Annotated in this window: 24 protein-coding genes; 8 read left to right on the top strand and 16 right to left on the bottom strand. The window is 66.4% G+C overall.

What is annotated here, in order from left to right; translation table 11 throughout:
- Positions 1 to 28: 28 nt before the first annotated feature.
- Genes nadC through DKM43_RS12845 form a run of 3 tightly spaced genes read left to right on the top strand, consistent with a single transcriptional unit; the run spans position 29 to position 2,027 of the window.
- Positions 29 to 895, top strand: coding sequence for a carboxylating nicotinate-nucleotide diphosphorylase (nadC, locus tag DKM43_RS12855; protein WP_109798899.1), 867 nt, complete (start codon positions 29 to 31; stop codon positions 893 to 895).
- A gap of 14 nt (positions 896 to 909) precedes the next feature.
- Complete coding sequence (locus DKM43_RS12850; RefSeq protein ID WP_109798898.1) at positions 910 to 1,311, top strand: hypothetical protein; 402 nt, start codon at positions 910 to 912, stop codon at positions 1,309 to 1,311.
- Between the two features lie 56 nt (positions 1,312 to 1,367).
- Positions 1,368 to 2,027, top strand: a complete 660-nt coding sequence (locus DKM43_RS12845) for a ribonuclease T2 (protein WP_236632576.1) — start codon at positions 1,368 to 1,370, stop codon at positions 2,025 to 2,027.
- A gap of 39 nt (positions 2,028 to 2,066) precedes the next feature.
- Here the strand turns inward: DKM43_RS12845 and DKM43_RS12840 are convergent, their stop codons facing one another.
- On the bottom strand, positions 2,067 to 2,522 hold the full coding sequence (locus DKM43_RS12840) for a nucleoside deaminase (RefSeq protein ID WP_109798933.1): 456 nt from the start codon (positions 2,520 to 2,522) through the stop codon (positions 2,067 to 2,069).
- A gap of 121 nt (positions 2,523 to 2,643) precedes the next feature.
- Here DKM43_RS12840 and rpmB point away from each other — a divergent pair, with 121 nt between their 5' ends.
- Positions 2,644 to 2,928: a 50S ribosomal protein L28 gene (gene rpmB / locus DKM43_RS12835; protein WP_109798897.1), complete on the top strand. Its 285-nt coding sequence runs from the start codon at positions 2,644 to 2,646 to the stop codon at positions 2,926 to 2,928.
- A gap of 90 nt (positions 2,929 to 3,018) precedes the next feature.
- Here the strand turns inward: rpmB and msrB are convergent, their stop codons facing one another.
- The 4 genes from msrB to DKM43_RS12815 form a co-directional block, all read right to left on the bottom strand.
- Positions 3,019 to 3,531 (bottom strand): peptide-methionine (R)-S-oxide reductase MsrB, encoded by a 513-nt coding sequence (gene msrB / locus DKM43_RS12830; protein WP_236632575.1) that lies wholly within the window; start codon positions 3,529 to 3,531, stop codon positions 3,019 to 3,021.
- Between the two features lie 150 nt (positions 3,532 to 3,681).
- Positions 3,682 to 5,019: a cytochrome P450 gene (locus DKM43_RS12825; RefSeq protein ID WP_109798896.1), complete on the bottom strand. Its 1,338-nt coding sequence runs from the start codon at positions 5,017 to 5,019 to the stop codon at positions 3,682 to 3,684.
- Between the two features lie 93 nt (positions 5,020 to 5,112).
- Positions 5,113 to 6,345, bottom strand: a complete 1,233-nt coding sequence (locus DKM43_RS12820; protein WP_109798895.1) for an ABC transporter permease — start codon at positions 6,343 to 6,345, stop codon at positions 5,113 to 5,115.
- The gene (locus tag DKM43_RS12815; RefSeq protein ID WP_109798894.1) at positions 6,342 to 7,343 is read right to left on the bottom strand and encodes an ABC transporter ATP-binding protein; all 1,002 of its coding nucleotides are present in this window, start codon (positions 7,341 to 7,343) and stop codon (positions 6,342 to 6,344) included. Before DKM43_RS12815 ends, DKM43_RS12820 begins: the two co-directional genes overlap by 4 nt.
- An 82-nt stretch (positions 7,344 to 7,425) precedes the next feature.
- On the opposite strand from DKM43_RS12815, the gene queG reads away from it, so the two are divergent.
- Positions 7,426 to 8,439, top strand: a complete 1,014-nt coding sequence (gene queG / locus DKM43_RS12810) for a tRNA epoxyqueuosine(34) reductase QueG (protein WP_236632574.1) — start codon at positions 7,426 to 7,428, stop codon at positions 8,437 to 8,439.
- Here the strand turns inward: queG and DKM43_RS12805 are convergent.
- From DKM43_RS12805 to DKM43_RS12785, 5 genes are all read right to left on the bottom strand, one after another.
- Positions 8,436 to 9,665, bottom strand: a complete 1,230-nt coding sequence (locus tag DKM43_RS12805) for an NAD(P)/FAD-dependent oxidoreductase (RefSeq protein WP_109798892.1) — start codon at positions 9,663 to 9,665, stop codon at positions 8,436 to 8,438. The two genes, queG and DKM43_RS12805, sit on opposite strands and share 4 nt — an antisense overlap.
- 127 nt (positions 9,666 to 9,792) lie before the next feature.
- Positions 9,793 to 14,454 (bottom strand): NAD-glutamate dehydrogenase domain-containing protein, encoded by a 4,662-nt coding sequence (locus tag DKM43_RS12800; RefSeq protein ID WP_109798931.1) that lies wholly within the window; start codon positions 14,452 to 14,454, stop codon positions 9,793 to 9,795.
- 272 nt (positions 14,455 to 14,726) lie between these two features.
- Positions 14,727 to 15,731, bottom strand: a complete 1,005-nt coding sequence (locus DKM43_RS12795; RefSeq protein WP_109798891.1) for an LLM class flavin-dependent oxidoreductase — start codon at positions 15,729 to 15,731, stop codon at positions 14,727 to 14,729.
- The gene (locus tag DKM43_RS12790; protein WP_236632573.1) at positions 15,728 to 16,675 is read right to left on the bottom strand and encodes a tetratricopeptide repeat protein; all 948 of its coding nucleotides are present in this window, start codon (positions 16,673 to 16,675) and stop codon (positions 15,728 to 15,730) included. Before DKM43_RS12790 ends, DKM43_RS12795 begins: the two co-directional genes overlap by 4 nt.
- Before the next feature lie 7 nt (positions 16,676 to 16,682).
- Entirely contained in the window at positions 16,683 to 17,417 is a 735-nt protein-coding gene (locus DKM43_RS12785) for an alpha/beta fold hydrolase (protein ID WP_236632572.1), read from the bottom strand.
- A 398-nt stretch (positions 17,418 to 17,815) separates the two neighbouring features.
- Between DKM43_RS12785 and thrS the strand changes: the two genes are divergently transcribed.
- The 3 genes from thrS to DKM43_RS12770 all read left to right on the top strand — a co-directional run bounded on the left by thrS (position 17,816) and on the right by DKM43_RS12770 (position 21,566).
- Complete coding sequence (thrS, locus tag DKM43_RS12780; RefSeq protein WP_109798889.1) at positions 17,816 to 19,810, top strand: threonine--tRNA ligase; 1,995 nt, start codon at positions 17,816 to 17,818, stop codon at positions 19,808 to 19,810.
- Entirely contained in the window at positions 19,807 to 20,556 is a 750-nt protein-coding gene (locus DKM43_RS12775) for a sulfite exporter TauE/SafE family protein (RefSeq protein ID WP_269089619.1), read from the top strand. Before thrS ends, DKM43_RS12775 begins: the two co-directional genes overlap by 4 nt.
- 65 nt (positions 20,557 to 20,621) lie before the next feature.
- Entirely contained in the window at positions 20,622 to 21,566 is a 945-nt protein-coding gene (locus tag DKM43_RS12770) for a hypothetical protein (RefSeq protein WP_109798887.1), read from the top strand.
- Between the two features lie 20 nt (positions 21,567 to 21,586).
- On the opposite strand, the gene DKM43_RS12765 is transcribed toward DKM43_RS12770, so the two are convergent.
- The 6 genes from DKM43_RS12765 to sufC form a co-directional block, all read right to left on the bottom strand.
- Positions 21,587 to 22,942, bottom strand: a complete 1,356-nt coding sequence (locus tag DKM43_RS12765; RefSeq protein ID WP_109798929.1) for an oxygenase MpaB family protein — start codon at positions 22,940 to 22,942, stop codon at positions 21,587 to 21,589.
- Between the two features lie 94 nt (positions 22,943 to 23,036).
- Positions 23,037 to 23,405, bottom strand: a complete 369-nt coding sequence (locus DKM43_RS12760) for a HesB/IscA family protein (RefSeq protein WP_109798886.1) — start codon at positions 23,403 to 23,405, stop codon at positions 23,037 to 23,039.
- Between the two features lie 35 nt (positions 23,406 to 23,440).
- On the bottom strand, positions 23,441 to 23,959 hold the full coding sequence (locus tag DKM43_RS12755) for an SUF system Fe-S cluster assembly protein (RefSeq protein WP_109798885.1): 519 nt from the start codon (positions 23,957 to 23,959) through the stop codon (positions 23,441 to 23,443).
- Positions 23,956 to 25,137, bottom strand: a complete 1,182-nt coding sequence (locus tag DKM43_RS12750) for a cysteine desulfurase (protein WP_407938498.1) — start codon at positions 25,135 to 25,137, stop codon at positions 23,956 to 23,958. The genes DKM43_RS12755 and DKM43_RS12750 overlap by 4 nt, the downstream gene beginning before the upstream one ends.
- 26 nt (positions 25,138 to 25,163) lie before the next feature.
- A complete protein-coding gene (locus tag DKM43_RS12745) occupies positions 25,164 to 25,901 on the bottom strand; it encodes a SufD family Fe-S cluster assembly protein (protein WP_109798883.1) in 738 nt (245 codons plus the stop codon).
- Positions 25,898 to 26,641: a Fe-S cluster assembly ATPase SufC gene (sufC, locus tag DKM43_RS12740; RefSeq protein WP_109798882.1), complete on the bottom strand. Its 744-nt coding sequence runs from the start codon at positions 26,639 to 26,641 to the stop codon at positions 25,898 to 25,900. The genes DKM43_RS12745 and sufC overlap by 4 nt, the downstream gene beginning before the upstream one ends.
- Positions 26,642 to 26,645: the final 4 nt, after the last annotated feature.

Genomic DNA, 26,645 nt, shown 5'->3' with positions numbered 1-26,645 from the left:
ACGCGCCCCGCAGCGATAGGGCGAGGGCATGAGCAGCTTCTCCATTCCCGGCTTCGATGTGGAAGCCTTCGTCGCGGCAACGCTGGCCGAGGATCTGGGCGAGGGCCTTCCGTGCGGCGGGCATGATGTCACCAGCGAGAGCGTGATTCCCGCCGACGCGCGCTTTTCCGGCGTGATGGACAGCCGCGATGCGATCACGGTTTGCGGGCTGCCGATTGCCGCCGCGTTCTTCCGTGCGCTCGATCCGGACATGACGGTCGAGATTCTGGCGGAAGAAGGTGCGCGGGTTTCGCCGGGATCGGACCTGATGCGGCTTGAAGGAAATGCGCGCGCCATGCTGACGGCAGAGCGCAGCGCGCTGAACACGGTGCAGCACCTTTCGGGCGTGGCCACGCTCACGCGGGCCTATGTCGATGCCATGGGCCAGACACGCGCAAAGCTGCTTGATACGCGCAAGACCATTCCGGGCCTTCGCCACCTTGAAAAATATGCAGTGCGCATGGGCGGCGGCACCAATCACCGCATGGGCCTGTGGGATGCCGCGATGATAAAGGACAACCACGTCCTTGTTGCAGGCGGCGTTGCCGAAGCGGTGCGCCGCGCGCTTGCCGCGGGCGTGAAGGACGTGATCTGCGAGGTTGACCGGATCGACCAGATCGAACCCGCGCTTGCCGCCGGGGCCACGCGCCTGCTGCTCGACAACATGGGACCTGATCTTCTGCGCGAAGCCGTGGCGCTGGTGGCAGGGCGGGTGCCATGCGAGGCGTCAGGCGGTGTCCGGCTCGACACGATCGCCGCCATTGCCGGATCGGGCGTCGATTATGTTTCGGTCGGCCGCCTCACGCAGAGCGCGCCTGCCGCCGACATCGGCCTTGATTTCACCCCGCTTTCCTGAAGGAACGCCCTGCCATGGCCGATATGCGCCCCGTCCCCGTCCGTCTCCTGGAATATGGTGTCATCACCAGCCAGTTGCTGCGCATTGTCAACGTGCTGGTTCATGCCGGGGCAATGGCCGCCGCACTCGACATTGATCGCACCAAGCTTCTGATCGGGCCTTTTGCCAATGCCTTTGTCGCCATCGGCCTCACCCTTGTCATCACGCGCGGACGCTTCGGGGTGGCGCGCTGGTTCCTTGCGGTCATCATCGCGCTCGATGCGGTGGGACTTGCCGGAATACCCGTGGTCGCGAAGATGATCGGCCTGCCATTTGCCATCTTCTCGACCATCGCCATCCTGCTGATGCTGGCGGCGGCGGTGCTGATGTTCCTGCCCGCCACATCGGCGTGGCTGAAGCAGGACAAGGCGGCCTGACCGCCATGCCCGGCGTCATGAGGAGCTGCTGCGCCCTGCTTCTTGCGCTGGCGCCCATGGCAGCAGCCGCGCAGGACTGGCAGTGCCAGGTGCCGCCGCAGATCACTGTGCCGCCCCTGCCGGAGCCGGACGGCCCGCCTCGCGTCGTGCCGATCACGGGCTATACCCTTGCGATAAGCTGGTCGCCTCAGTTCTGCCGCACGCGCAAGGACGATCCGAGCCATGCCACGCAGTGTTCAGGCCGGCATGGCCGCTTCGGCTTCATTCTCCACGGTCTCTGGCCCGATGGGCGGGACGGTCTCTATCCGCAATATTGCCCCGCCCGCCGTCAGCCCGATGCGCAGACGCTACGCCGCAATTTCTGCACCACGCCTTCGGCCGATCTGCTCATGCACGAATGGGCCAAGCATGGCACCTGCATGAGCGATGACCCTGCGGCCTATTTCGATCAGGGACGCGCCCTGTTTCAGGCGATGCAGTTTCCCGACATGGCCCGTCTTTCACGCACGCCCGGCCTCAACGCGGGCAAGGTGCGCCAGGCCATGGTCATCGCCAATCCGCGCCTCAGGCCCGACATGATCCGCCTGCTGCTGGGCCGCGACGGCTGGCTGCGCGAAATCCACGTTTGCCATTCGCGCCGCATGAAGCCTGCGCGCTGTCCAAAGGGCACCGGTCCGGCTGACAATGTGCCCGTGAAGATCTGGCGAAGCTTCTAGCGCGGCCTTTTCGGGCGACAGCTCTCTAGCGACGTCCGTCTAACGTCTGGCGCGGAAGAAGCCGCGCAGCAGATCTGCCGCCTCGCTCTCGCCCATGCCGGAATAGACTTCGGGCCGGTGCAGACAGGTTGGCTGGTCGAAGACCCGCGCGCCATGGTCGACCGCGCCGCCCTTGGGATCGGCGGCGCCGAAATAGACGCGGGCGATGCGCGCATGAACGATGGCACCCGCGCACATGGCGCAGGGTTCAAGGCTCACCCACAGGTCGCACCCGTCCAGACGCTCCTGCCCCAGTGCCGCAGCGGCCGCGCGAATCGCCAGCATTTCGGCATGGGCGGTGGGATCATTCAGGGCGCGGGGCTGGTTGTGCGCGGCGGCAATGACCTTGCCGTCCCTGACGACCACCGCGCCGATCGGCACTTCGCCCTCGGCCGCGGCCCGCGCTGCTTCCTCCAGCGCCAGTCGCATCGGTTCGGGCAGGGGCCAGCGGGTCATGGCGCGCGGTATAAGTGCCCGATCATCGCTTTCAAACTCCGAATCCTTGACTTCGGCCCATGAATCGATAAGAGCCGCGCCTTCCCGATAGGTATTATCGAACACAAGCGAGATTTCAGCCATGTCGCGTATCTGCGAACTGACCGGTAAGGGCCGCCAAGTCGGTCACAACGTAAGCCACGCCAACAACAAGACCAAGCGCCTGTTCCTGCCCAACCTGCAGAACGTCACGCTGATGAGCGAAAAGCTGGAGCGCAGCTTCAAGTTCCGCGTGTCGACCCATGGCCTGCGCTCGGTCGAGCACAACGGCGGTCTCGACAACTGGCTGCTCAAGCAGTCGGATGCCAAGCTTTCGCCGCGCGCCCTCAAGGTGAAGCGCGAGCTGGTGAAGGCCACGGCTGCCTGATTGTCCATCCCGCAAGGGATGCACCAAGATCAAGCCCCCCTTCCCTCGCGGAACGGGGGCTTTTCTTGCTTATGCGCTTGAACTTGGCGTTCAGCCGGGCACAAACTTCAGTGCAAGGCCATTGATGCAGTAGCGCAGGCCCGTGGGCGACGGGCCGTCATCGAAAACATGGCCCAGATGCCCGCCGCACTGGCGGCAATGCACCTCGGTTCTGACCATTCCCAGCGAACGATCGGTGCTGGTGCCCACCGCGCCCGGCAGCGGCTTCCAGAAGCTGGGCCAGCCGGTGCCGCTGTCATACTTGGTGGACGAGGCAAACAGCGCCGTGCCATCGGCCGCGCAGGTGAACGTGCCCTTGCGCTTTTCGTTCAGAAGCGGCGAAGTGAAGGGCCGCTCCGTCCCCGCTTCGCGCAGGATGCGGTATTGCGCGGGGCTGAGCAGCCTGCGCCATTCCGCCTCGCTTTTCTCAACGGGATAACGCCCCCTTCCGGCAGGCTGCGCGCCGCAGGCCGAAGCCAGCGGCATGGCGGCCCCGGCAACAAGCAGCGCGACCATGCGGCGGCGGTCGATGGCGGATAGGGGCATGGCTGCGAACGAGGGCATGACTGACGGCAACCTCCCGGTGTCCTGCCGACTGGCCGGGAGGCGAAACTCCGGGGGGCGGTGGCCCGCCGACAGGACAGGGCAAGCAATAGCCCGGTTCCGCCCTGCCAATCGTGACCTGCGGCATAGCACAGGCCGACGCCTGGCGAATTACCGCTTTTCGAGCATGACTTCCAGCTTGCGGAAGCCGTGGACGAAGTTGGCGCGCACGCGCTCCACCGTGCCGGCCACGCGCACCCGCATCCGCCTCTCGTGCATTTCCTCAAGCAGGATGCGCAGTTGCAGTTCGGCAAGGCGCGCGCCCACGCAGCGGTGAATGCCGTGGCCGAAGGAAAGGTGCCGCCGGGCATTGGGCCGGTCGACGATCAGCTTGTCGGGGTTTTCGAACACCGTCTCGTCGCGGTTGGCCGAGATATACCACAGGATCAGCTTGTCGCCCGCCTTGATGTTCTGCCCGAACAGTTCGGCATCGGCCGTGGCGGTGCGGCGCATGTGCGCCAGCGGGGTCACGAAACGGATGCATTCCTGCACCGCGTTCGGGATCAGCGAAGGATCGCGTTCAAGCAGTTCGCGCTGGTCGGGGAACTGGTCGAGCGCATGGACAATGCCCGACATGGTGTTGCGCGTGGTATCGTTGCCGCCCACGATCAGCAGCACCAGATTGCCCATGAACTCCTGCGGGCTCATGTGGTTCATCGCTTCGGAATGGATCATCATGGAGATGAGATCGCCCGAAGGCGCGGCCCGCATCCGCTCGGCCCAGAGGCGCTGGAAATAGTGCGCCATCTCTCCCAGGAACGAAAAGCGCATGTCCGACAGTTCGCGCGCAAGGATCAGTTCCACATCGCCCGCCCAGTCCGACCAGAAGGTCAGGAGGCGCCGGTCGGCCCAGGGAAAGCCGAAGAGGATGGCAAGCATCCCGGTGGTCAGCTCGATCGAAACCTTGTCGACCCAGTCGAACTTTTCGCCCCAGGGCAGCGAATCGAGCACTTCGCCGGTGCGGCGGCGAATGTCGGCTTCCATCTCCACCATCTTGGCGGGGGTAAAGGCCGGGGCCACGGTGCGCCGCTGGCCGGTGTGTTCGGGCCGGTCCATGGCAATGAACATCGGCAGCTGGCGCTCGGCCAGAACCGCCGGATCGACATCATCCGGCGGATCGCCAATGGTGATGCCGCCATAGCGCCACGACGAGGAATAGAGTTCGGGCAGCGATTCGACGTGCTGGATCGCCTTGTGGTTCACCACGTTCCAGTAGGCGCCATAGGGCGATTCGGGCACGAAGTTGACCGGGGCTTGCGCGCGCATCTCGGCAAAGATCGGCTGCCAGCGGTCTTCAAGGTAGATGTCGGACCGGCTCACGTCCCACTTGTGGGTATGGGCCGGAATGGCCTGCGGGTTTTCCTTCAGCCATGCGGTGAAGGCTTCGATCGCGGTGGGTGAACTGCGGTAGGTGAACTGCTGCGCTTCGGGTGCAAGCTGCGTTGCCATGGCTATCCTCCGGAATGGGTCCGTCGTGCGGCGGCCGCGCCTGTGCCTCGCGGTCCTCCTTGCCAATGCAAGCTGCCACAACCTACATTCTTGTCAATAAGCCTTCGCGCCTTTTCCGAAAAGTCGTGCCCAGACGCCGCGCCTTCCCTGTGCCGGGCCGGATTTCATCACTGTCCGCCGGAACAGGAGCGCCCCGGCCCGCACGATCACGATCACCCACAGACCCTGCCAGCCAAGCGCCAGCACATGCGGCCAGACTTCGCCATGCTGCGCCGCGCGCGCCAGCATGGCGTAAGGCGAAGATACCGGGAAGATCAGCGAGAACCATTCCACCCATGTGCCGGGCGAGGTCAGAGCATAGCTTGAAAAGAAGAACACCATGAGCTGGAACATCGAGACCGGCATCGACAGCGTCTGCACTTCGCGCACGGTGGTGGCCATGCCCCCGATGGAAAGGAACAGCGATCCCATCAGCAGATAGGCCATGGCGAAATAGAGAAAGCCCAGCAGCGCGAACAGCGGCCAGCCCACGGCGGGGGCCGGCACCGAAGGCAGGCTCTTGGCGCCCGCCAGCACGATGGCCCCGCCCACGCTGCCCCATACCGCAATGCCGACAAGGCTGACAGCCAGCATGGCAAAGAGCTTGCCCATGAACATCGCGTCCATCGGAATGGCGGCGGCCAGAACCTCGATGATCTTGTTGCCCTTTTCCTCGACCAGATTGGAAAGCACCATGCCCGCCAGCAGCATGGTCAACAGGAACAGCAGAACCTGCGCGCCCTGCGCGGTATAGGTCTGGCCGGTCTTCACCTTGGCCACCGATGTGGCCACTTCCTCTACCGCAACTTCGGGATAGACGGTCGGTTCTGCTGCCCGCGCCCGCGCCGCAAGATTGGAAACCACGCCCACCCACTGGCGGGCCCGCTCGCGCGGGGCAGTCAGCGTCGGCGCGTCGAGCGTGCCGCCGACAACCGCCGCGACCGGCCTTGCGCCATCGGCCAGCGCCGCGCGCGCATCGAACGCCTCGCCGGGGCGCACGTCGGCCAGCACCACCAGTTCAGGAATAGTGCCCGGCACCCGCCCGTCCAGTTCCGCACGGGCCGCCACCATGCGTCCGGCATCGGCCGCGCTCATGGCAAGGCCGATGGTCGGCCGGTCCACGTTCTGCTGCACCTTGTCGCCGATGCTGCCCGCAAGCCCGCCCACGATCACCGGAAAGGCCGGGCCGATCAGGAAGAAGATGAAGGTCTTGGAAAAGACCACGGCCACGAAATCGCGCCGTGCGATCACCAGCGCGGCGCGCAGCTTCTCGGTCCATCCGGTCATCGGGTTTCTCCCGCGCTTTCCTCAAGCGCTTTTGCCGCCGCCTCGCCCGCAATCGCCACGAAGGCATCGTGCAGCCCTGCGCGTTCGATCGACAGGCTGAGAATGCCTGCATCCCCTTCGATCAGTGCCCGCAACAGCGGCTCCACGCCGCTTTCGGGCAGGGTGAAGAACCAGAACGCGCCTTCATGGCGCGCATCCGCCGGAAGCGCCGCCCGCCAAGGCCCGTCCTGCGCGCGCGTTTCCAGCCGCACCTGCGGGCGCAGCCGGTCGCGCGCCACGTCCACCGGACCGGCGAAGGGCACCTTGCCGCCCGCAATGATCGCCACCTGATCGCACAGGCGTTCGGCATGGGCGATGACATGGGTTGAGAAGATCACCGTGGTGCCGCGCGCCGCCAGATCGCGGATCATCCGCTCCAGCTTGCCTTGATTGAGCGCGTCGAGACCTGAGAAAGGCTCGTCGAACACCACCAGATCGGGTTCGTGCACCAGCGTGCCCAGAAGCTGCACGGTCTGCGCCATGCCTTTCGACATCTGCCGGATCTGCCGGTCTGCCGCATAGCCAAGGCCATGCGCCTCCAGCAGTTCGCGCCCCCGCCGTCGCCCTTCCTTCAGCGGCACTCCGCGCAGCGCGGCAAGGAAACCGATGGCCTCATAGGCTTTCATCGCAGGGTATAGCCCGCGCTCCTCCGGCAGATAGCCGATCCGCCGCGCCACATCGGTGGGCCGCTCCGCGCCCAGCACGCGGCGATAGCCTTCATCCGGGTCGATGATGCCCAGCAGCATGCGCAGCGTGGTGGTCTTGCCCGCGCCGTTGGGACCAAGGATGCCGTAGATCGCGCCCCTCGGCACGGCGATGTCCACGCCGTCCACTGCGGTAAAGCCGTCAAACCGCTTCACCAGCCCGCGCGCCTCGATGGCGAGTTCCCTGCCCGTCAGGTCAACCCCGTTGCCTGCCAAGTTGCCTCCCGCCCGCCATTGCCCTAGCTCGATCTTCATGGCTCATCCCCCTAGCGATAGCGAATGAACGAGCGAGGCCACAAGTTTGGTTAACGGCACGGCAGGAAATCTGGAAAGCCGGTTGAAGGCCGAAGCTGCAGCGCTCGGCTTTGCCGCCTGCGGCATTGCGCCTGCTGCGGATGATCCGCTGCGCGCGCGTCGGCTGGAACAATGGCTGGGCGATGGCTGCCACGGCACGATGGAATGGATGGAGACGCGCCTCCACCACCGGCGCGGCCCGCGCTCGCTCTGGCCTGAGGCGCAAAGCGTGATCGCGCTGGGCATGAGTTATGCGCCCGCTGCCGATCCCCGGATGCTGCAAGCCCATCCTGACCGCGCGCGCATCTCGGTCTATGCACAAGGGGCCGACTATCACGATGTGGTCAAGCGCGGGCTGAAGGCGCTGGCGCGCTGGCTGGTGGCGGACCAGCCGGGCGCAGAGGTCAAGGTCTTCGTCGATACCGCGCCGGTCATGGAAAAGCCGCTGGGCCAGCTTGCCGGGATCGGCTGGCAGGGCAAGCATACCAATCTCGTCAGCCGCACCCATGGCTCGTGGCTGTTCCTTGGCGCGATTTTCACCACGCTTGCCCTTTCGCCCGATCAGCCCCACGCCGATCGCTGCGGCACCTGCTCCGCCTGCCAGACGGCCTGCCCCACGGATGCCTTTCCCGCGCCCTACCGGCTCGATGCGCGGCGCTGCATTTCCTACCTCACGATCGAGCACAAGGGCCCAATCCCGCACGAGTTCCGCACCGCGATGGGCAACCGCATCTATGGCTGTGATGATTGCCTTGCCGCCTGCCCGTGGAACCGCTTTGCCGCCGCCGCACAGGCCAACCGCGCTTTCCTGCCGCGCGCGGAGCTGGCCGCGCCCCGCCTTGCCGACATGCTGGCGCTTGATGATGCGGCCTTCCGCCGCGTGTTCAGCGGCAGCCCGATCAAGCGCATCGGACGCGACCGCTGGGTGCGCAACTGCCTCTATGCTGCGGGCAACAGCGCCGATCCGGCCCTGCTTCCCGCGGTGCAGGCCCTTGCGAACGATCCTGACCCGGCCATCGCCGACGCCGCCCACTGGGCCATGCAGCGCCTTGGCTAGACCGCCATTTCCTTCAGCGGCACGCTGGCATCGGCCAGCAGTTCGGGGGCAATCGCGGCGCGCGCTTCTACCAGCTTCTTGCCCTGCACATAGTCCTTGACCATGTTCACGCAATCGAGCGCAACGACCTTGCCGGCCCTCAGGTAAACCACCGAGAAAGAGCGCGCTGCCGGATCGCCGCGCAGCACGGCCTGATCGTGCCCTGTCGAAAGGCCGACAGTCTGGAGCTTCAGGTCATACTGGTTCGACCAGAACCAAGGGGTGGCCGCATAGGGCACCGGATTGCCGCAGATGGCCTTCGCCACGGCATTGGCCATATCGTTGGCGTTCTGCACCGATTCCAGCCGGATCACCGCGCCATCGGCAAAAGCATTGGCGTGGGCCGCGCAATCGCCGATGGCATAGACATCGGCCAGAGAGGTGCGGCAATATTCATCGACATCCACCCCGTTGCCGCCTGCCGCGCCCGCCTGGAGCAGCGGCCCCACGCAGGGCACGATGCCGATGCCCACGATCACGATGTCGGCTGGCAGAACTTCGCCATCCTGCATCTTCACGCCGGTCACGCGCCCATTTTCGCCGACGATGCTGTCCATCGCCGCGCTGGTGCGCAGGTCAACGCCGTGCGCACGGTGCTCGGCCTCGTAGAACTGGGAAAGCGCTTCACCGGCCACGCGCGCCAGCACGCGCGGCAGCGCCTCAAGCAGGGTGACGTGCACGTCGAACTTGGTCAGCACGGCGGCGGCTTCCAGCCCGATATAGCCCCCGCCGATCACCACCGCGCGCTTCGCTCCGGCGTCCAGTTCAGCCATCAGCCGGTCGGCATCTTCCTTGGTGCGCACGGCATGGACGCCGCCAAGATCGACCCCGGCGCATGAAAGCCTGCGCGGATCGCCACCGGTTGCCCAGATCAGCTTGCCATAGGCAACCTGCGAACCATCCCCCAGCGTGACCGTGTGCGCCGCCGGATCGAGCGAGACGACTTCTGCGCCCAGCTTCACTTCCACGCCCTTGTCCTGCCAGAACTGGGCAGGGCGGATGCAGATGCGATCGAAGGTCTTTTCGCGCGCAAGATATTCCTTGGATAGTGGCGGACGTTCGTAGGGGATTTCCGGCTCCCGTCCGATCACCAGAACGCGCCCCTCGAAACCGTTCTGGCGCAATGCGATGGCGGCCTGCGCTCCGCCGTGTCCCGCACCCACGATAATAACGTCCGCGCGATCCATTTCACTGCCCATCCGTCGAATCCTCTCAGGTATGGCTCAGCCGTTTGGACAAAAGCGGCCCTGCGTCAACTGACTCGCATCAAAAAAGGGACCACTCTTGCCAGAGGTCAGGGCACGTCGGGGTCAGCTACCGCCCCAGCAGGGTCCGGGCCTGACTGGCCACCTGCGCCAGCATGGCAGGCGTGACCGCCGGTGCTGACTGCGCACGGGCCACCAGCGCGCGGAACTGGCGCACTTCATCGGCATGGCCGGCCAGCCATTCGCGCGCGAACCGGTCTGGCCCGGCATCGCCGCATCGGCCAAGGAAATCGAGGCGCATCTGCTCGAAATCGCGTCCCAGCCCCGCCACCAGCAGGCGCTCCCACGTATCGGACACGGCAAGCTTGCGGGTCGTCTGCTGCGCCCAGTCCAGCCCCAGTTCTGCGCCCAGATCGGCAAAGGCCCTCGTCAGAAGCGCGGCATCCACGCCCAGGTCGCCCGCCAGATGGGCAAGCCCCACCGCGCCGTCCATGTCGAACAGATGGACAAGCCGCGCGGCAACTTCGGCAGGCGCACCGGCGGCGGCCAGATCATCGGCCATCTGGCGCGCCTGTGCCTGCGCCTCGCCGCGCAGCAGCCCCGCCGCCGCGCCCGAAAGCAGGCCGACATCGGCATCGAGCATGGCAATCAGTGCGCCCGGTTGCAGCGAACCGTGCCCCGCGCGCAGCACATCGGCAACATGGCCGCGCAGACCCTGCGCCGCACGTTCGAACAGCATGAGCCGCAGCGCTTCGGACATGACTGCCGTATCGAGCATGTCCCATGTCCTGCCGAGATCGAGCAGCCGTTCGGCCGCGACGAAGGCCGCCGCCATCTGCGCCAGCGAAACGCCCTCCTCCTCGCACAGTTCGAAGGGCATGACCGGACCCATGCGGTTGACGATGCGGTTCGCCAGCTTGGTTGCAATGATCTCGCGGCGCAGGCGGTGCTGCGCGATCTCGGCAGGGAAGGCTTCGCGCATCCGGGGCGGAAACGCGGCGATCAGTTCCGCTTCCAGCACTGGATCGTCCACCACCGCGCTTTCCTCGAGCGCGCGCTGCAAGGCCAGCTTGCTGCTGGACAGCAGCACCGCCAGTTCGGGCCGGGTCAGCCCCTGCCCTGCCGCGGCGCGACGCGCCAGTTCCTCGGCGCTGGCCAGCCCTTCGGTCCGGCGATCAAGATCGCCACCTTCCTCCAGCACATCGATCAGGCGCGACCATGAAGGCATGGCCGCCGCACCGCCGCGCTCGGCAATGGAAAGCGCCAGCGCCTGAAGGCGGTTGTCCTCAAGCACGAGGTGGGCAACGTCGTCGGTCATGGCAGCCAGCAGTTCGACCCGCGCCGCCTCGTCGAGCCGCCCTGCACGCTTGGCCGCTGCCAATGCGATCTTGATGTTCACCTCGTTGTCCGAACAATCGACCCCTGCCGAATTGTCGATGAAATCGGTGTTGATGCGCCCGCCCGCGCCATCGGCGCCATAGAGCGCAAAGGCGATGCGGCCCGCCTGCGTGACGCCAAGGTTCGCGCCTTCGCCGATCACGCGGGCGCGCACTTCATGGGCCGATACGCGCAAGGCATCGTTGGCCGGATCGCCCACGTCGACGTTGTTCTCGTGGCCCGCCTTCACATACGTGCCGATCCCGCCGAACCAGAGCAGGTCCACCTTGGCGCGCAGGATTGCCGAAATCAGCGAATCCGGATCGATCTCGGCTGCGTCCAGCCCCAGCATGGCCTGCACCTGCGGCGAAAGCGGGATTGCCTTCATGCTGCGCGGGAATACCCCGCCACCCGCCGAAATCAGGCTCCTGTCGTAATCGTCCCAGCTTGACCGGGGCAGCGCGAACATGCGCGCGCGCTCCTGCCAGCTTGCGGCGGGATCGGGATCGGGATCGAGGAAGACGTGCCGGTGATCGAAAGCCGCAACCAGCTTGATCGTCCGCGAAAGCAGCATCCCGTTGCCGAACACGTCGCCCGACATGTCGCCGCAGCCCGCCACGCGCACCGGATCGGTCTGGACATCGACGCCCATCTCAAGGAAGTGGCGCCGCACCGAAAGCCACGCACCCCGTGCGGTGATGCCCATGGCCTTGTGGTCATAGCCATTGGAGCCACCGCTGGCGAAGGCATCATCGAGCCAGAAATCGCGGCTTTGGGCAATGGCATTGGCCACGTCGGAGAAGGTTGCCGTGCCCTTGTCGGCGGCCACGACGAAATAGGGGTCTTCCCCATCGCGCACCACCACGCCTGCCGGATGCACAACCCTGCCGCCAACGATGTTGTCGGTCAGCGACAGCAGCGTGCGGATGAACACCTGATAGCTGGCCTTGCCTTCCGCCAGCCAGCCTTCGCGGTCGCGCACCGGATCGGGCAACTGCTTTGGATAGAAACCGCCCTTTGCGCCCGTGGGCACGATCACCGCGTTCTTCACGCGCTGCGCCTTCATCAGGCCAAGGATTTCGGTGCGGAAATCGTCGCGCCGGTCCGACCAGCGCAGCCCCCCGCGTGCCACGGCCCCGGCGCGCAGGTGGATGCCCTCCACGCGCGGCGAATAGACGAAGATTTCCCGCCACGGCAGCGGCTTGGGCAGGCCGGGCACCTGTGCGGAATCGATCTTGAAGGCCAGCGCCTCGGCTGCCGCAGGCGCAAAGGCATTGGTGCGCAGGATCGCCCCCACCAGCGCACGGAAGGCGCGCAGGAGTCGATCATCGTTGATCGCGGCCACTGCGGCAAGACCGGTCCTGATCCGCTCTTCGGCGGCGGCAAAAGCCTCTTCGCGGTCTCCGGCAAAGGCCGGATCATGGCGCGCGGAAAAGGCATCGATCAGGCCGCGCGTTACGGCCGGGGCAGACCTCAGCGCATCGACCACAGTGGGGATGCCGAAGGTCATGCCCGCCTGCCGCAGATAGCGGTAGAACGCGCGCAGCCAGTTCGCCTCGGTCGCGGTAAGTCCGATTGCCACGATCAGGCGGTTGAAGGCATCGTCTTCCGCCGCACCATTGAGCACGGCCGCCAGCGAGGCTTCGATCGAGGCTGCCCGCGCCAGAAGTTCGTCCACCGTGCTGCCTGCCGGATGGGCCACGATGAAATCATGGATATAGCCCAGCTTGCCGCCCGCCAGCGGGGTCGGCACTTCTTCCAGCACGCGGAAGCCGAAGTTTTCCAGAACCGGCACTGCATCCGAAAGCACGATCGCGCCTTCGCGCTGGTAGAGCTTGAGGCGCAGCGCTTCTTCCCCGGCATGGCGGTGCAGGCGCGCGGCACGGCGCGGGGCTTTCGATCCGGCCAAGGTCCGCAGCACGCGGATGTCGCTTGCGGCTTCTTCCGGCCCGGACGCATTGCGGAACGCCAGCGGAAAGGCATCGGCATAGCGCGCCGCCAGCGCCGCCGCGCGCGCCGGTTCCTCAGCCTTTGCCAGTTCGGCTTCCACCGCCCCGGCCCAGCCGCGCACCAGACCCTGCAACTGCTGGTCGAGGGCGTCCTCGTCAGCGCCCGCATCGGACTGTTCGCGCACGTCGAGCACGAAGCGCAGCATGGCCAGCGTGCTGCCTTCCACCTGCAAGGCCCAGTCGATCACCTGCGCCCCGGCGGCGCTTTCCAGCATCGCCTGGATCGACAGGCGCACCTGTGTCGAAAGCAGATCGCGCGGCAGCCAGACGAATGCGAAGAGGTGCCGCGCAAGAGGCGCCTCGACCAGCGCAAGACGCGGGCGCGGGCGGTCCACGAGGCTCATCGTGGCTGTCACAACGCGCTCCAGATCGGCTTCGGCAAAGCTGATGAGAAGATCATGCGGCAGCGCGGTCATGGCATGGACCAGCGCCTTTCCGGCATGGCCCTTGGGCGCAAAGCCGAACCGGTCCATCAACTCGGCAAGCTGGGTGCGCAGGCGCGGCACGCGGTCGGGCGCGGCCGCCAGTGCGGCGCTGGTCCACACCCCCGCATGGACGCTGAGCGCGGCAACCTTGCCGTTCTCGATGCGCGGCACGATGAACAGGTCAAGCGGCACGCGCCGGTGAACGTTGGCAATGCGGTTGGCCTTGACGATCAGCGGCGCGCGCCCCTTGCCGCTGTCGAACCACTCGAACGCGCGCTCATAGGATGGCGCGGCCAGAAGGCTGCGGGCGCTGGCGCGGCAGATGCCCAGCGGCTGTTCATTGGCGCCGTCGCGCAGCCGTGTTACGCTGCCCAGCTGGGTCAGCATCCCGTCGGCCAGCCAGCGCAGCAGCGCCGCGCCCTCTGGATCGGCCAGTCCGTCGGCATCGGCGCGCATGGCTGCCTGCATCAGCGGCCAGTCCGCCACGGCCGCGCGCACATCGGCCAGCACTTCTGACAGCACCCCTGCCAGCGCGCGGCGCTGGCGCGCATCGGCGCGTTCGGTTTCCAGATAGATGATCGATTCGCGACGCTCGCCGCTGGCATCGCCCGCAGGCAGGCCGATCAGCCGCCCCTCGCCATCGCGGCGCACGGCGGCCACGGGATGCACCAGCCGATCGATCGCCAGCCCCTGCGCGGTGATCGCCGATGTGACCGAATCGACAAGGAACGGCATGTCATCGTTGATGATGGCGATGCGCAGATGCCGCTCGGCCCCGCGGGCAGCGCTCACGCTTTCGATGACGATGGCAGGCTCGGCGGCCTTGCGCACGGCGGCGGCCGCGGCGGTGAAGCGTGCCGCCTCGGCAAGGCGCGCTGCATCGAAATCGCGGGCCTCATCAGGCAGAAGCGCTGCCGAAAACCGTTCGAGCAGGGCGTGGGCAAGATCGCCGCCGGGCATGTCGAGGCTGTTCACCCCCGGCGTCGCAGACGGTTCAGACGGGGCAAGCGTGGGTGCGGACGGGGACGCCATGGCGTTTCTCCAGCTCTCCTGCGAGAGAGTATATTGCTCTCTCTTGTAATTATAGAATACGCACTTGTATCATTGTTCCAGATGGTAATCCACCCCGGTCGGCGGCTCAAGTCCGGTTCAATGGCGCCTGTGGCTTAACCCTTCCGTTGTGGCGTGTGCTGGCGGCGGATCATGCCGCAGCGAGGGCCTGCGCCATTTCGTCAGGAAACCACGCTTGCGGCCACGGGTTCCCGCGCAGCCTCGGCCGTAAGCCGCAAAGACTTCAGCCGGGCCTCCTGATCGAAGAACGAACCCGCAACGATCACCTCGTCCACGCCGGTGCGCGCGGCAAAGGCGGCAAGCTGCGCCCGCACGGTTGTCACCGATCCGCAGGCGCTTACCTGCCGCACATGCTCCAGCATGGCGCGCGCGGGCGCGGGCAGGCTTTCGCGGTATCCCGGCACGGGCGGTTTCAGTCTGCCCGGATTGCCGGTGCGCAGCGCCACGAAAGCCTGATCCATCGATGAAGCGATCAACTGCGCTTCCGCGTCGGTATCGGCTGCCACGACATTGATCGCCGCCGCGCAATAGGGTGCATCGAGCACCGCCGAAGGCTGAAACCGTTCGCGGTAGATCTTCAGCGCCGCATCAAGATGATCGGGCGCAAAATGCGAGGCGAAGGCATAGGGCAGGCCCAGCATGGCCGCGAGCTGCGCGCCATAGAGGCTCGACCCAAGAATCCAGATCGCCACATCCGCCCCCTTGCCCGGATGGGCCTGCAAGGGAACGCGCGGATCGCCGGCGAACTGCAATTGCAGTTCCACCACGTCCTGCGGGAAATCCTCGGCCGCGCGGTTCGTGTCTTTGCGCAGGGCGCGCACGATGCGCTGGTCCGCCCCCGGCGCGCGCCCAAGCCCCAGATCGATCCGCCCCGGAAAAAGCGCTGCCAGCGTGCCGAACTGTTCGGCAATCACCAGCGGATTGTGGTTGGGCAGCATGATCCCGCCCGCACCGATGCGGATGGTGGTTGTGGCCTGCCCGATGTGCGCCAGCGCCACCGCCGTGGCCGCGCCTGCCAGCCCTTCCATGCCGTGATGCTCGGCCACCCAGTAGCGCTGGTAGCCGCATGCCTCGGCCTGACGCGCGGCGGCGGCTGCATTGTCCAGCGCCGCGCGCACGGTGCCGCCCTCGACCACGCTGACCAGATCGAGAACGGACAGTTTCATGAGCCGGACTTCTCCCCCTTCGCGGCAGGGGTCGCAGTGTCGGCCACCGGGCCAAGCTGGTCAAGATAGCTCTGCGCGGTGCGGGCAAGATCGCCGTCCCGGTCCATCGCGATCACGGATTCCCACGACTTGCGCGCTGCCTCGTCGCGCCCGGCAAGCACGGCGATGACCCCGGCCTCAAGCCCGATGCGCGGATCGCGCGGATCAAGCCCTGCCGCCGTCTCGATATCGCGCTGCGCCAGCGCAAGGCTGCCCTGCCGCCGGGCGAGCGTGGCCGAAAGCAGCCAGCCCTCGGCATCGGCGGGCGCCAGCCGGTGCGCTTCGTGCAGGGCCGCCGCCGCATCGACCGTGCGGCCCAGCGCCACCAGCGCGCGCGACCGGTCGATCTGGATCGCCCCCAGCGCGGGCGCGTCGGCATAGCCCTTCACCGCCAGCGCCCGGTCGAACCAGCCCAGCGCCGCATCCGCCTTGCCGCCCGCAAGCGCAGCATTGCCCGCCATCGCCATGAGCGGCACCGCCGCCACTTCCTGCTCGGCCGGAATGCCTGCCACTGCCGCGGCAAAGGCATCGGCCGAGGCATCAAAATCGCCGGCATTGGCACGCAGCACGCCAAGGCAGTGGTTGGCCCGCACCTGCTGCGCTGCGCTGCGCCCTTCGCCCAGCCAGACCTGCGCCTCGACCATGGCGGCATCGGGATTGCTGGCGGCCTTGGCAAGGCAATCGGCCAGACGATCGCGTTCAGGAAGATCGGGGCGTTCCAGCGTCGGCTTACCCTGCCCGTTCCAGCCCGCGGCGGGATCGGCCTTGCCCTTGCGCCGGTGCGGCAGCGGCAGTTCGGATTCGCGGCGGGGAATCGTGCCGCCGCCAACCTGCATCAGCGCCACTTCCTGCGCCTGCACAAAGACAACCTCCTGCGCAAACTGGGGCACGGGCAGATCGATCATGGTCGCATCATCCTTCCAGCCCGGCGATTTCCCGCAGGAGCAGCGCGATGTCGCTTTCCCGCGAAAGCCGGTGATCGCCGTCCTTGATGAGATGGACCTGCACGTCGGCTGAACGCAGGGCGCGCGCCAGCCGCAGCGATATCTCCCACGGCACATCCGCATCGGCCTGTCCGTGCAGCAGCCGCACCCGGCCATCGAAGACGATCTCGCCACCAAGCCGCCGGTGCCGTTCGGCATCGGAGAAGAACCCGGCATGGGTCGGCGTCGGCTCCGGGCCATAGGGGTTGTCCTCGAAGATCGTGCGTCCGGCTGCCAGTTCGATTCGCTGCGCAGGCGAAAGACCCCATTCGGTGAAATCGGGCGCGGGCGCGATGCCGACCATGGCATCCACCCGCTCGCCCAGCTTTTCCGCGATCAGCAGCATGAGCCAGCCCCCCATGCTCGACCCGACAAGCTGCACCGCCGAGATAGCCAGATGATCGATCAGCAGCGCCACCTCGTCGCGCCATTGCGAAAGACGGCCATCGGCAAAGTCCCCGTCGCTCAGCCCGCAACCGGTATAGTCGAGCAGCAGACAGGCGCGGCCCTGCGCCTGCGCCCAGGCAAGCACGGCCTGCGCCTTTCCCCCCGCCATGTCCGATTTGTAGCCGGGCAGGAAAACGAGAGCGGGCAATCGGCCGGGGTGGAAACGATAGGCCATCTGCTGGCCCGACGGCAGGGTGAAGCGGGCAATGTCGGTCATGCCTGCCGTCATGGCGCGGCGCCCTTCTGCTGGCAACAGGGCGCTGGCCACAGGGCGGGAGCAAGTGCGCCGCGACATCCGGAGTGGCAGCTAATGACACCGCCGCAAATCCCGGCTAGAGGCGTGGACAATGGCATACCGCACCAGCATCACACCTGCCGCCACTTTTGCCGTTACCCGGCACGCGGGCACTACTACCGCGGGCCGGGGGCGGTCGCCGCAGGGCTGAGGCCCGCCGCGATGCCGCCGCCCGGTCCGGGCGGATTTCGCGCATCGCCTCCCGAACCGATCCGATTTAGCCGATGCGCACCCTTCCGGCGGCCCTGTTCCTGTGGCAAGGCACCGGCAAAATCGCGTTTGCCAGATCGATTTGGCCAGATTGCTGTAGAGAGACCCCGATGTCCGAACTGCTGAAGATCACCCTGCCCGATGGCTCGCTCCGCGAGGTTGCCCCCGGCACCACGCCTGCGGATATTGCCGCCGCCATCGGACCCGGCCTTGCCAAGGCGGCGCTGGCGGCAAAGGTGGATGGCGAACTGGTCGATCTCACCCGCCCGCTCACCACGGATTCGGCGCTGGCGCTCATTACCGCCAAGGACGAGGCCGAGGCGCTTGATCTTGCCCGGCACGATTACGCGCATGTTCTGGCAGAGGCGGTGCAGGCGCTGTTTCCCGGCACGCAGATCACCTTCGGCCCCAGCACGGACGACGGCTTCTACTATGATTTCGCCCCGGCAGAGCGCCCGTTTACCGACGAGGATCTGCCCGCGATCGAGGCGGAAATGCGCCGCATCATCGCCGCCAACAAGCCGCTGCGCCGCGAGGTGTGGAGCCGCGAGCAGCTTATCAGCCGCTGGAAGCAGCAGGGCGAAAGCTTCAAGGCCGAATGGGCCGCTGAACTGCCCGAAGGCGAGGAACTGACGGTTTACTGGAGCGGGGATGACTGGCTCGACATGTGCCGCGGCCCGCATCTGCCCTCCACCGGCAAGCTTGATCCGCAAGGGTTCAAGCTGACGCGCGTGTCGGGTGCCTACTGGCGCGGCGACCAGAAGAACGCCATGCTTTCGCGCATCTATGGCACCGGCTGGCTCAACAAGAAGCAGCTTGATGCGCACCTGACCCGGCTTGAGGAAGCAGCAAAGCGCGATCATCGCAAGCTGGGGCAGGAAATGGACCTGTTCCACCTTCAGCAGGAAGCCCATGGCAGCGTGTTCTGGCACCCCAAGGGCTATCTCATCTGGCGCGAACTGGAAGCCTACATGCGCCGCGCGATCGATGGCGCGGGCTACCGCGAGGTCAAGACCCCGCAGGTGATGGACGCGCGCCAGTGGGAGCAATCCGGCCACTGGGGCAAATACCGCGAGAACATGTTCGTCATCCCCGACGAAGTGCCCAATGTCGATGACGAGGGCCCGATCGTTTCGAACGATGCCGACTGGATGGCGTTGAAGCCGATGAACTGCCCGGCGCACGTCCTGATCTTCCGGCAGGGCATCAAGTCCTACCGCGATCTGCCGCTGCGCCTGTATGAAAATGGCTGCTGCCACCGCAACGAACCCCATGGCGCGCTGCACGGGCTGATGCGCGTGCGCCAGTTCACGCAGGACGATGCCCACATCTTCTGCCGCGAGGACCAGATCGTGGCCGAAGTGCAGGCGTTCTGCGAACTGGCCGACCGCATCTACAGGGATTTCGGCTTTACCTATGCGATCAAGCTGGCGCTGCGCCCGGAAAAGCGCTTCGGCACCGAGGAAATGTGGGACAAGGCCGAAAGCGAACTGCGCGATGCGGTGGTGCGCGCCGGTCTTGCCACGGCGGACTATGGCTGGGAGGAGTTGCCCGGCGAAGGCGCGTTCTATGCGCCCAAGCTGGAATGGCACCTGACCGACGCCATCGGGCGCACCTGGCAGGTGGGCACGATCCAGTCGGACCGCGTCCTGCCCGAAAGGCTCGATGCCAGCTACATCGGCGAGGACGGGGAAAAGCACCGCCCGGTCATGCTGCATCGTGCGATCTTCGGCAGCTATGAACGCTTCATCGGCATCCTGATCGAGCATTTTGCCGGCCGCCTGCCGGTCTGGCTCGCGCCGGTCCAGGCCGTGGTCGCCACGATCGTTTCCGACGCCGACGACTATGCGAAAGACGCGCTCGCCCGGCTCAGGGCTGCCGGTATCCGCGCGGAAACCGATCTCCGGAACGAGAAGATCAACTACAAGGTGCGCGAACACTCGCTTCAGAAGGTCCCCTACCTGCTGGTGGTGGGCAAGCGCGAGGCCGAGGAGGGGACGGTTGCCATCCGCATCCTTGGGGAACAGCACCAGAAGATCATGCCGCTGGATGAGGCCATCGCCCTGCTGAAGGGCGAGGCAACGCCGCCGGATCTGCGCCACTGACCGCGCTCGGCCTTCCGCTCCTCTCGCTCGCGCTCTGCGCGCTGGCGGCATTCGTTGCCGCATTCGTGCGCGGGCTGGCGGGCTTTGGCATGGCAATCCTGCTGGTGCCGCTGATCGCGCTGGTGATCCCGCCGGGCGAAGCGGTTGTCGTGTCGAACATGCTGGCGCTGCTGATCGGCCTTGTCGGCGCACGCAAGGTCTGGCGGCAGAGCGAGAAGAGCGCGGGCATGATCGGCGGCGCGGCCGTGTTGCTGACGCCTGCCGGGCTGCTGCTGCTTTTCGCCACCCCGCCCGGCCTTGCGCGCGTGCTCATTGCACTGGTGGCGATCGGGGCCTTTGTCATGGTTCTCCTGCCAGCCCGTCCGGGCCATGCCCCCGGCGCGGTGGAAACCGGACTGACAGGAGCCGCAGCGGGCCTGCTGACAGGTTTTGCCGGAATGCCGGGGCCGCCCGTGGTGCCCTTCTACCTGCGCCGCCCGATCCCGCGCGAGGTGGCACGCGCCTCGATGCTCACGGTATTCCTCCTCACCTCGGTCGCCAGCACGCTTTCCGCGCTCGCGCTGGGTCTGGCCACGTGGCGTCAGGCAATCTTCGCGCTGCTGCTGTTCGGCCCCGTTCTGGCGGGCAATCACCTTGGGGCCATGGCCTTTGGCAAGGTCAGCGATGCGGCCTGGCGCGGTTTCGTGGGCTTCCTGCTGGCGCTTTCGGGGCTGATGGCGGTCGTCAGGCTGATAACCCCAAATTAAGCGCTTTCCCTTAAGTCCCAGCGCAGGATCGCCGCCACGCCGGTGCAGGAAGGGACCAGATACGCATGACCTTGCATTTCCGCGCACTGGCCGCGCAGGCCGCCGGGGACGGCACGATTTCCGCCGACGAAATCCTTGCGCTGCGCCGCGCGGCGTGGCCTGATGGCAAGATCGATCCCGAAGAGGCCGAGGCCATCTTCATCATGAACGACCAGCTTGCCGCACCCACGCGCGAATGGTCGGATTTCTTCCTTGAGGCGCTGGTGGAGTTCACCGTCAACGGCACCGAGCCGCGCGGCCATGTCTCGGACGAGAACGCCCGCTGGCTGATCGAGCGCGTATCGCACGATGGCAAGGTGGAAAGCCTGACCGAACTGGAACTGCTGGTGCGCGTGCTGGAAAAGGCGCTGTCCGCGCCCGAAGCGCTGCGCCTGTTCGTGCTTGAACAGCTTGAACGCGAAGTGCTGAGCGGTGAAGGCCCCACCCGCTGCGGCGGCGAACTGCAACCCGGCGTGATAACCGCAGCCGAATGTGCGCTGATCCGGCGCACCATCTTCGCATCAGGCGGAGAGCGCCCGGCAGGCGTCAGCCAGCGCGAGGCCGAAATGCTCTTCCGCCTCAAGGACCGCACGCTGGGCGCGCCCAATGCTCCGGAATGGGAGCGCCTCTTCGTGCAGGGGGTGGGCAACTACCTTCAGGGCTGGAACGGCGCGAAGGGCCTTTCGCGCGAACGCGCGGGTGAACTCGAAGCCTTCATGAACGACCGCACGAGCCACGTCGGACGCTTCTTCGGGCGCATGGCGAGCACCAGCGCCAGCGGCTTTGCGCAAGGCCTGCGCGAAGTGACCTTCGGCCGCAAGCAGCCGATGCGCGACATTGCCACCGAAGCCGCCGGGGACCACGGCGTGACCGATGCCGAACGGCTCTGGCTGGAATCGCAGATCGACGCCAACGATCAGGTCGATCCGCTCGATCAGGCGCTGCTGCGCTTCCTAGAAGGCGGGGACTGAACCACCCTTCGGCGGCAGGTTCAGACGGTTGCAGCTTCGCCCTTCAGCGGCGCGGGCCGGTATTGCGCTGCATCGCTGGTGAACTCGGCATGGCCAAGCGTGCCAAGGTAGCGTCGCAGCCGCGCGGTCAGCCGCCGATCAGCAATCGCACCCAGCACCGGCACTTTCGCGGCGGCCGTATAGGCGCGCATCCGCCCAAAGACATGCGCCCCCACCACGGCGGCGCGCGCCTTGTCCACCGCGCTTATCGGAACGCCGAAGGCCTTTGCGCGCTCGTCCCTGCCGTCGCAGAAGTTCTGCAGGAAGTAGATCTTGGAAAAGCTCCGCTCGAAGCGTTCGCGCAGCGCGCCCGCCGGGGTTGAAGTATCGCCCAGCCGCGCCTGCATCGTGGCCTTCAGCAGTGCGCCGCAGGTTTGCGGGTCGAATCCGCGACGCAGGGATAGCATCCGCGCGTTCCAGAGATCCACCACGTCGCGCGGATTGTCGCCCAACAGATCCTGCGGCAGGCCCAGCAGGAAGCAGCGATAGCGCGAAAGTTCCACCTGCGCGCGTTCATCCGCGTTGAAGGTGCTGCGCCCTTGCTGCAAGGCGCCTGACGACAGGAAGAAATCGCCGATTAGCCCGGCGGGCATCTGGTCGACCTGCGGGATCGGGATGCCATAGACGGTCTGGTCCCACCGGCCCTGCGACAGCACGTTGAAACGCACCATCGAATGCATCAGGCGCACCATCGCCGCCGCCTTGAAACCCGCGCCATCGCGCCTGAGCGCGCCGGGCAGGGTGCTGGTGGCAAAGAAGGTGGCGGTCTCCTTGATCCGGCGCGCCGCCGTCTTGTGCGAAAGCGTGCCCGTCAGCGCCATGGGCAGGGCGGCATACTTGTTCATGAAAGTGGCGATGAACCCGCCGCGAATTGCCCATGGCGCGAAATTGGCCATGGCATTGCGCTGGATGCGCGCCCCGCGCTCGATCAGCGTCATGTCCACCCACGGCGGCGTGTCTTCCATCGCGCGGATGAAGCGCACCAGTTCCGGCGGCGCCTCGGTCACGGCCTCCACCCCCTCGTCGCAGGCCCTCACCAGCATCTCCACCAGCGGGCGGAAGCCGCGCTGCGGCATGAGCGCGGCATAGGGATCGGCCACCGTATCGCCCAGCATGGTGTAGAGCGCCATGCGGCCCATCAGTTCGCGGTTTTCCAGCAGGCGCGGCGCATCGGCGGCGAACCGCCCGCGCAGTTCGGATAGATGCGCCTGCCCACCGGTCGGGTCATGGGGCAGCAGGCGTTCGGGCCGGGCGGCAAAATCGATGCCGCCATACATCGCGGGGTTGCCGGTCTTCTGGCTTTCAACCTTCCGGCGCAGGTCATCAAGGCTGTGCATCGCGCGGCTCCCGGTGTTCAACCTGCCTGATTGAACCGGGAGAACCGCAAGGTGGCAAGCAGCCTTTAATGACGGATCAGACCTGCCCGGCGGATCAGACGGTGAAGCTTTCCCCGCAACCGCATGATCCCTTGGCATTCGGGTTCTGGAAGACGAAGCCGGCGGTGAAATCGTCCTCCTGCCAGTCCATCGTGCTGCCGATGAGATAGAGCACCGACGCGCTGTCGATGAAGAACAGGCCGCCCGGCGTCTCGATCTTCTCGTCCAGCGGGCTGGCCTCGGTCACGTAATCGACCGAATAGGCAAGGCCCGAACAGCCCCGGCGCGGGGTGGACAGCTTGACCCCTATCGCGCCTTCGGGGGCGGTGGCCATCAGATGGGCAATGCGCGCCTCGGCGGCGGGCGTCAGCACCACGGCGGCAGGGCGCGGGCGGCGGGGTCTGGTCTGGGTCTCGGTCGTCATGGCAGCACCTATATGGGGCCTTGTTCGAAAATTGCTCAGAGCATTCCCAGCTCAAGCTTGGCCTCGTCGCTCATCTTGGCAGGATCCCACGGCGGATCCCACACCAGATTGACTTCGGCATCACGCACACCGGGCACCGAGGAGACCCGCAGCTCCACCTCGCCCGGCATCGATTCGGCCACGGGGCAATGCGGCGTGGTCAGCGTCATCGTCACGGTGACATCGGCTTCATCGGAAACCTCTACCCCGTAGATCAGGCCAAGGTCATAGATGTTGACCGGGATTTCCGGATCGAAAATCTCGCGCAGCGCGGCGATGACTCCTTCGTAAAGATCGCCGCCCGGCTCGCCGGGGGAAGCGCCTGCGGGCTTGGCGGCAAGGAAGCCTTCCAGATAGTCGCGCTTGCGCTCAAGCTTTTCGGCAGCCGTTTCGGTGGTTGCCGCATCGCCTGCCGGTTCGGCAATGTCATCAACCCGCGCACGGCGCGGCGGGCTGACCTGCGCCACTTCCTCCACCGCAAACCCTGTTTCCTGTCGGGGATCGCTTGCACTCATCCGAAGATCCTCCTGGTCCGTTCGATCCCGCGCACCAGCGCGGCTATATCGCTTTCATCGCTGTAGATGCCGAAACTGGCCCGCGCCGTGGCCGGCACGCCAAGGTGCGCCATCAGTGGCTGGGCGCAGTGATGCCCGGCGCGGATCGCTACGCCCTCTTCGTCAAGGATCGTGCCCAGATCGTGCGGATGCACGCCTTCCAGCGCGAAGCTGACAATCCCTGCGCTGTCTTCCGGCCCGAACAGGCGCACCGCGTTGATGCCGCGCAGCGCCTCGCGCGCGGCCTGCACCAGTGCGCATTCATGGGCATGGATCGCATCAAGCCCCTGTCCGGTCACGAAATCGACCGCTGCACCGAAGCCGATGGCCTCGACAATGGCAGGCGTTCCCGCCTCGAAGCGCTGCGGCGCAGGGGCATAAGTGGTGCGCTCGAAGGTGACGCGGTCGATCATCGCGCCGCCGCCCTGCCACGGAGGCATGGCATCGAGGATCTCGGCCTTTGCCCACAAGGCACCGATGCCGGTGGGACCATAGAGCTTGTGCGCCGAGAACACATAGAAATCGGCATCCAGCGCCTTCACGTCCACGCGCAGGCGCGCAACCGACTGGCAGCCATCCAGCAGGATCTTCGCGCCGACCGAGCGCGCCAGAGCCACCGCGCACGGCGCATCGAGCACCGAGCCGAGCACGTTCGAGACATGTGCCAGCGCCACCAGCCGGTGCGCCGGGGTGAGCATCCGCTCCGCCGCATCAAGATCGATGCGCCCGTCATCGGTCAGCGGACATACGTCGATTGCAACCCCGGTCCGCTCGCGCAGCATCTGCCAGGGCACGATATTGGCATGGTGTTCCAGCGTGGAGATCAGGATGCGGTCGCCCGCCTTGAGATTCGCCTGCCCCCATGTCTGGGCGACGAGATTGATCGCCTCGGTCGCGCCGCGCGTAAAGACGATCTCGCCCTCGTCCCCGCCGATCAGGCCGGCCACCTTGCGCCGCGCTGCCTCGAAGGCCAGCGTCATGTCGGCCGAGCGGGCATAGACGCCGCGATGGACCGTCGCGTAATCGCTGCCCAGCGCGCGGATCATGGCATCGATCACCACTTGCGGCTTCTGCGCGGTGGCGGCGGTATCAAGATAGTGCCAGCGGCTACCTTCCGGGTTCACTAATCCGGGCCAGATCGCATCGCGGGCAAGCGTTGCGGTGGTCACAGCAGCGCCTCCAGCGCCTGCAATGCGGCTCTGGTCAGTGCCTCCTCGTCGGCCGCGCCGACAAAGGCTTCGGCGATGAACGCCTGAAGCATCAGCTTCTTGGCCTCGGCGGGCGGCAGGCCGCGCGATTGCAGATAGAACAGGCCCTGCGCGTCCAGTTCACCCACCGCGCAGCCATGCGCGCACTTCACATCATCCGCGAAGATTTCAAGCTCCGGGCGGGCATTGGCGGTAGCGGTGCGATCCAGCAGCATGGCCCGGATGGATTGCTCCCCATCAGTGCCGATGGCCCCGCGCGCCACGACCACACGGCCCAGATATGTGCCGGTGGCCTTGCCGCCAAGGACCGAGCGAACGACCTGGCTTGAGATCGCATCAGGCTCGGCATGGACGACTTCGGTGACGATCTCGGCGGTCTGCTGGCCGCCTGCAATCTGCGCCGCTCCCAGATGGAACTTCGCGCCCTTGCCCAGCCTGACCCTGACCGCAATGCGGCCATAGGCGGACCCGGCGTTGAGCAGGCGCAGATCATACTCCGCGCCGTCCTCCAGCGTGATGACGATATCCTGCGCGGCATCATTGGCGCCATCGATCACGACGGTGCTTGCGCCCTGTTCGCCCGCCGCAACATGGATGTCGCGCCGGGGCACCGGCCAGAGCGTCTCCAGCGCGGCAAGATCGGAATAGCGGAACGCTTCGTCCTTGCGCGTGGGCAGGGCCAGAGCCTCGCTCATGCCGCGACAGCCTCGTAGCCGTGCTCTTCAAGTTCGAGCGCCAGTTCCGGGCCGCCGCTCTTCACGATGCGGCCACCGGCCAGCACGTGGACGAAATCCGGCTTCACGTAATCGAGCAGGCGCTGGTAGTGGGTGATGAGCAGCACGGCCTTGTCGCTCTTGCGCATGATGGCGTTGATGCCTTCGCCGCAGATGCGCAGCGCGTCGATGTCGAGACCGGAATCGGTTTCATCGAGGATGGCGATCTTGGGATCGAGAATGCCCATCTGGACCATCTCGGCGCGCTTCTTCTCACCGCCCGAAAAGCCGACGTTCACCGGGCGCTTGAGCATTTCCATGTCCATGCGCAGCAGGGCGGCCTTCTCCTTGGCGAGCCTGAGGAACTCTCCGCCCGAAAGCGGTGCCTGGCCCCGGCTCTTGCGCTGCGCATTGGCCGCTTCGCGCAGGAACTGGACGAACGATACGCCCGGAATCTCGACCGGATACTGGAAGCCGAGGAACAGGCCCGCCGCCGCGCGCTCGTGCGGTTCCATCGCCAGCAGATCGGCGCCGTCCAGCGTGGCCGAGCCGCCGGTCACTTCATAGCCGGGCCGCCCGCCAAGCGTATAACCCAGCGTGGACTTTCCCGCCCCGTTCGGCCCCATGATGGCATGGACCTCGCCCGCATTTATGGTGAGCGAAAGACCCTTGAGGATCGGCTTGTCGGCAACGGTGGCCTGGAGGTTTTCAATCTTGAGCATGGGT

The sequence above is a fragment of the Novosphingobium meiothermophilum genome, assembly GCF_003171715.1.
GTDB lineage: Bacteria > Pseudomonadota > Alphaproteobacteria > Sphingomonadales > Sphingomonadaceae > Novosphingobium > Novosphingobium meiothermophilum.
Note: the sequence above shows the minus strand (reverse complement) of the source record. Positions and strands in the feature narration are given on the sequence as shown.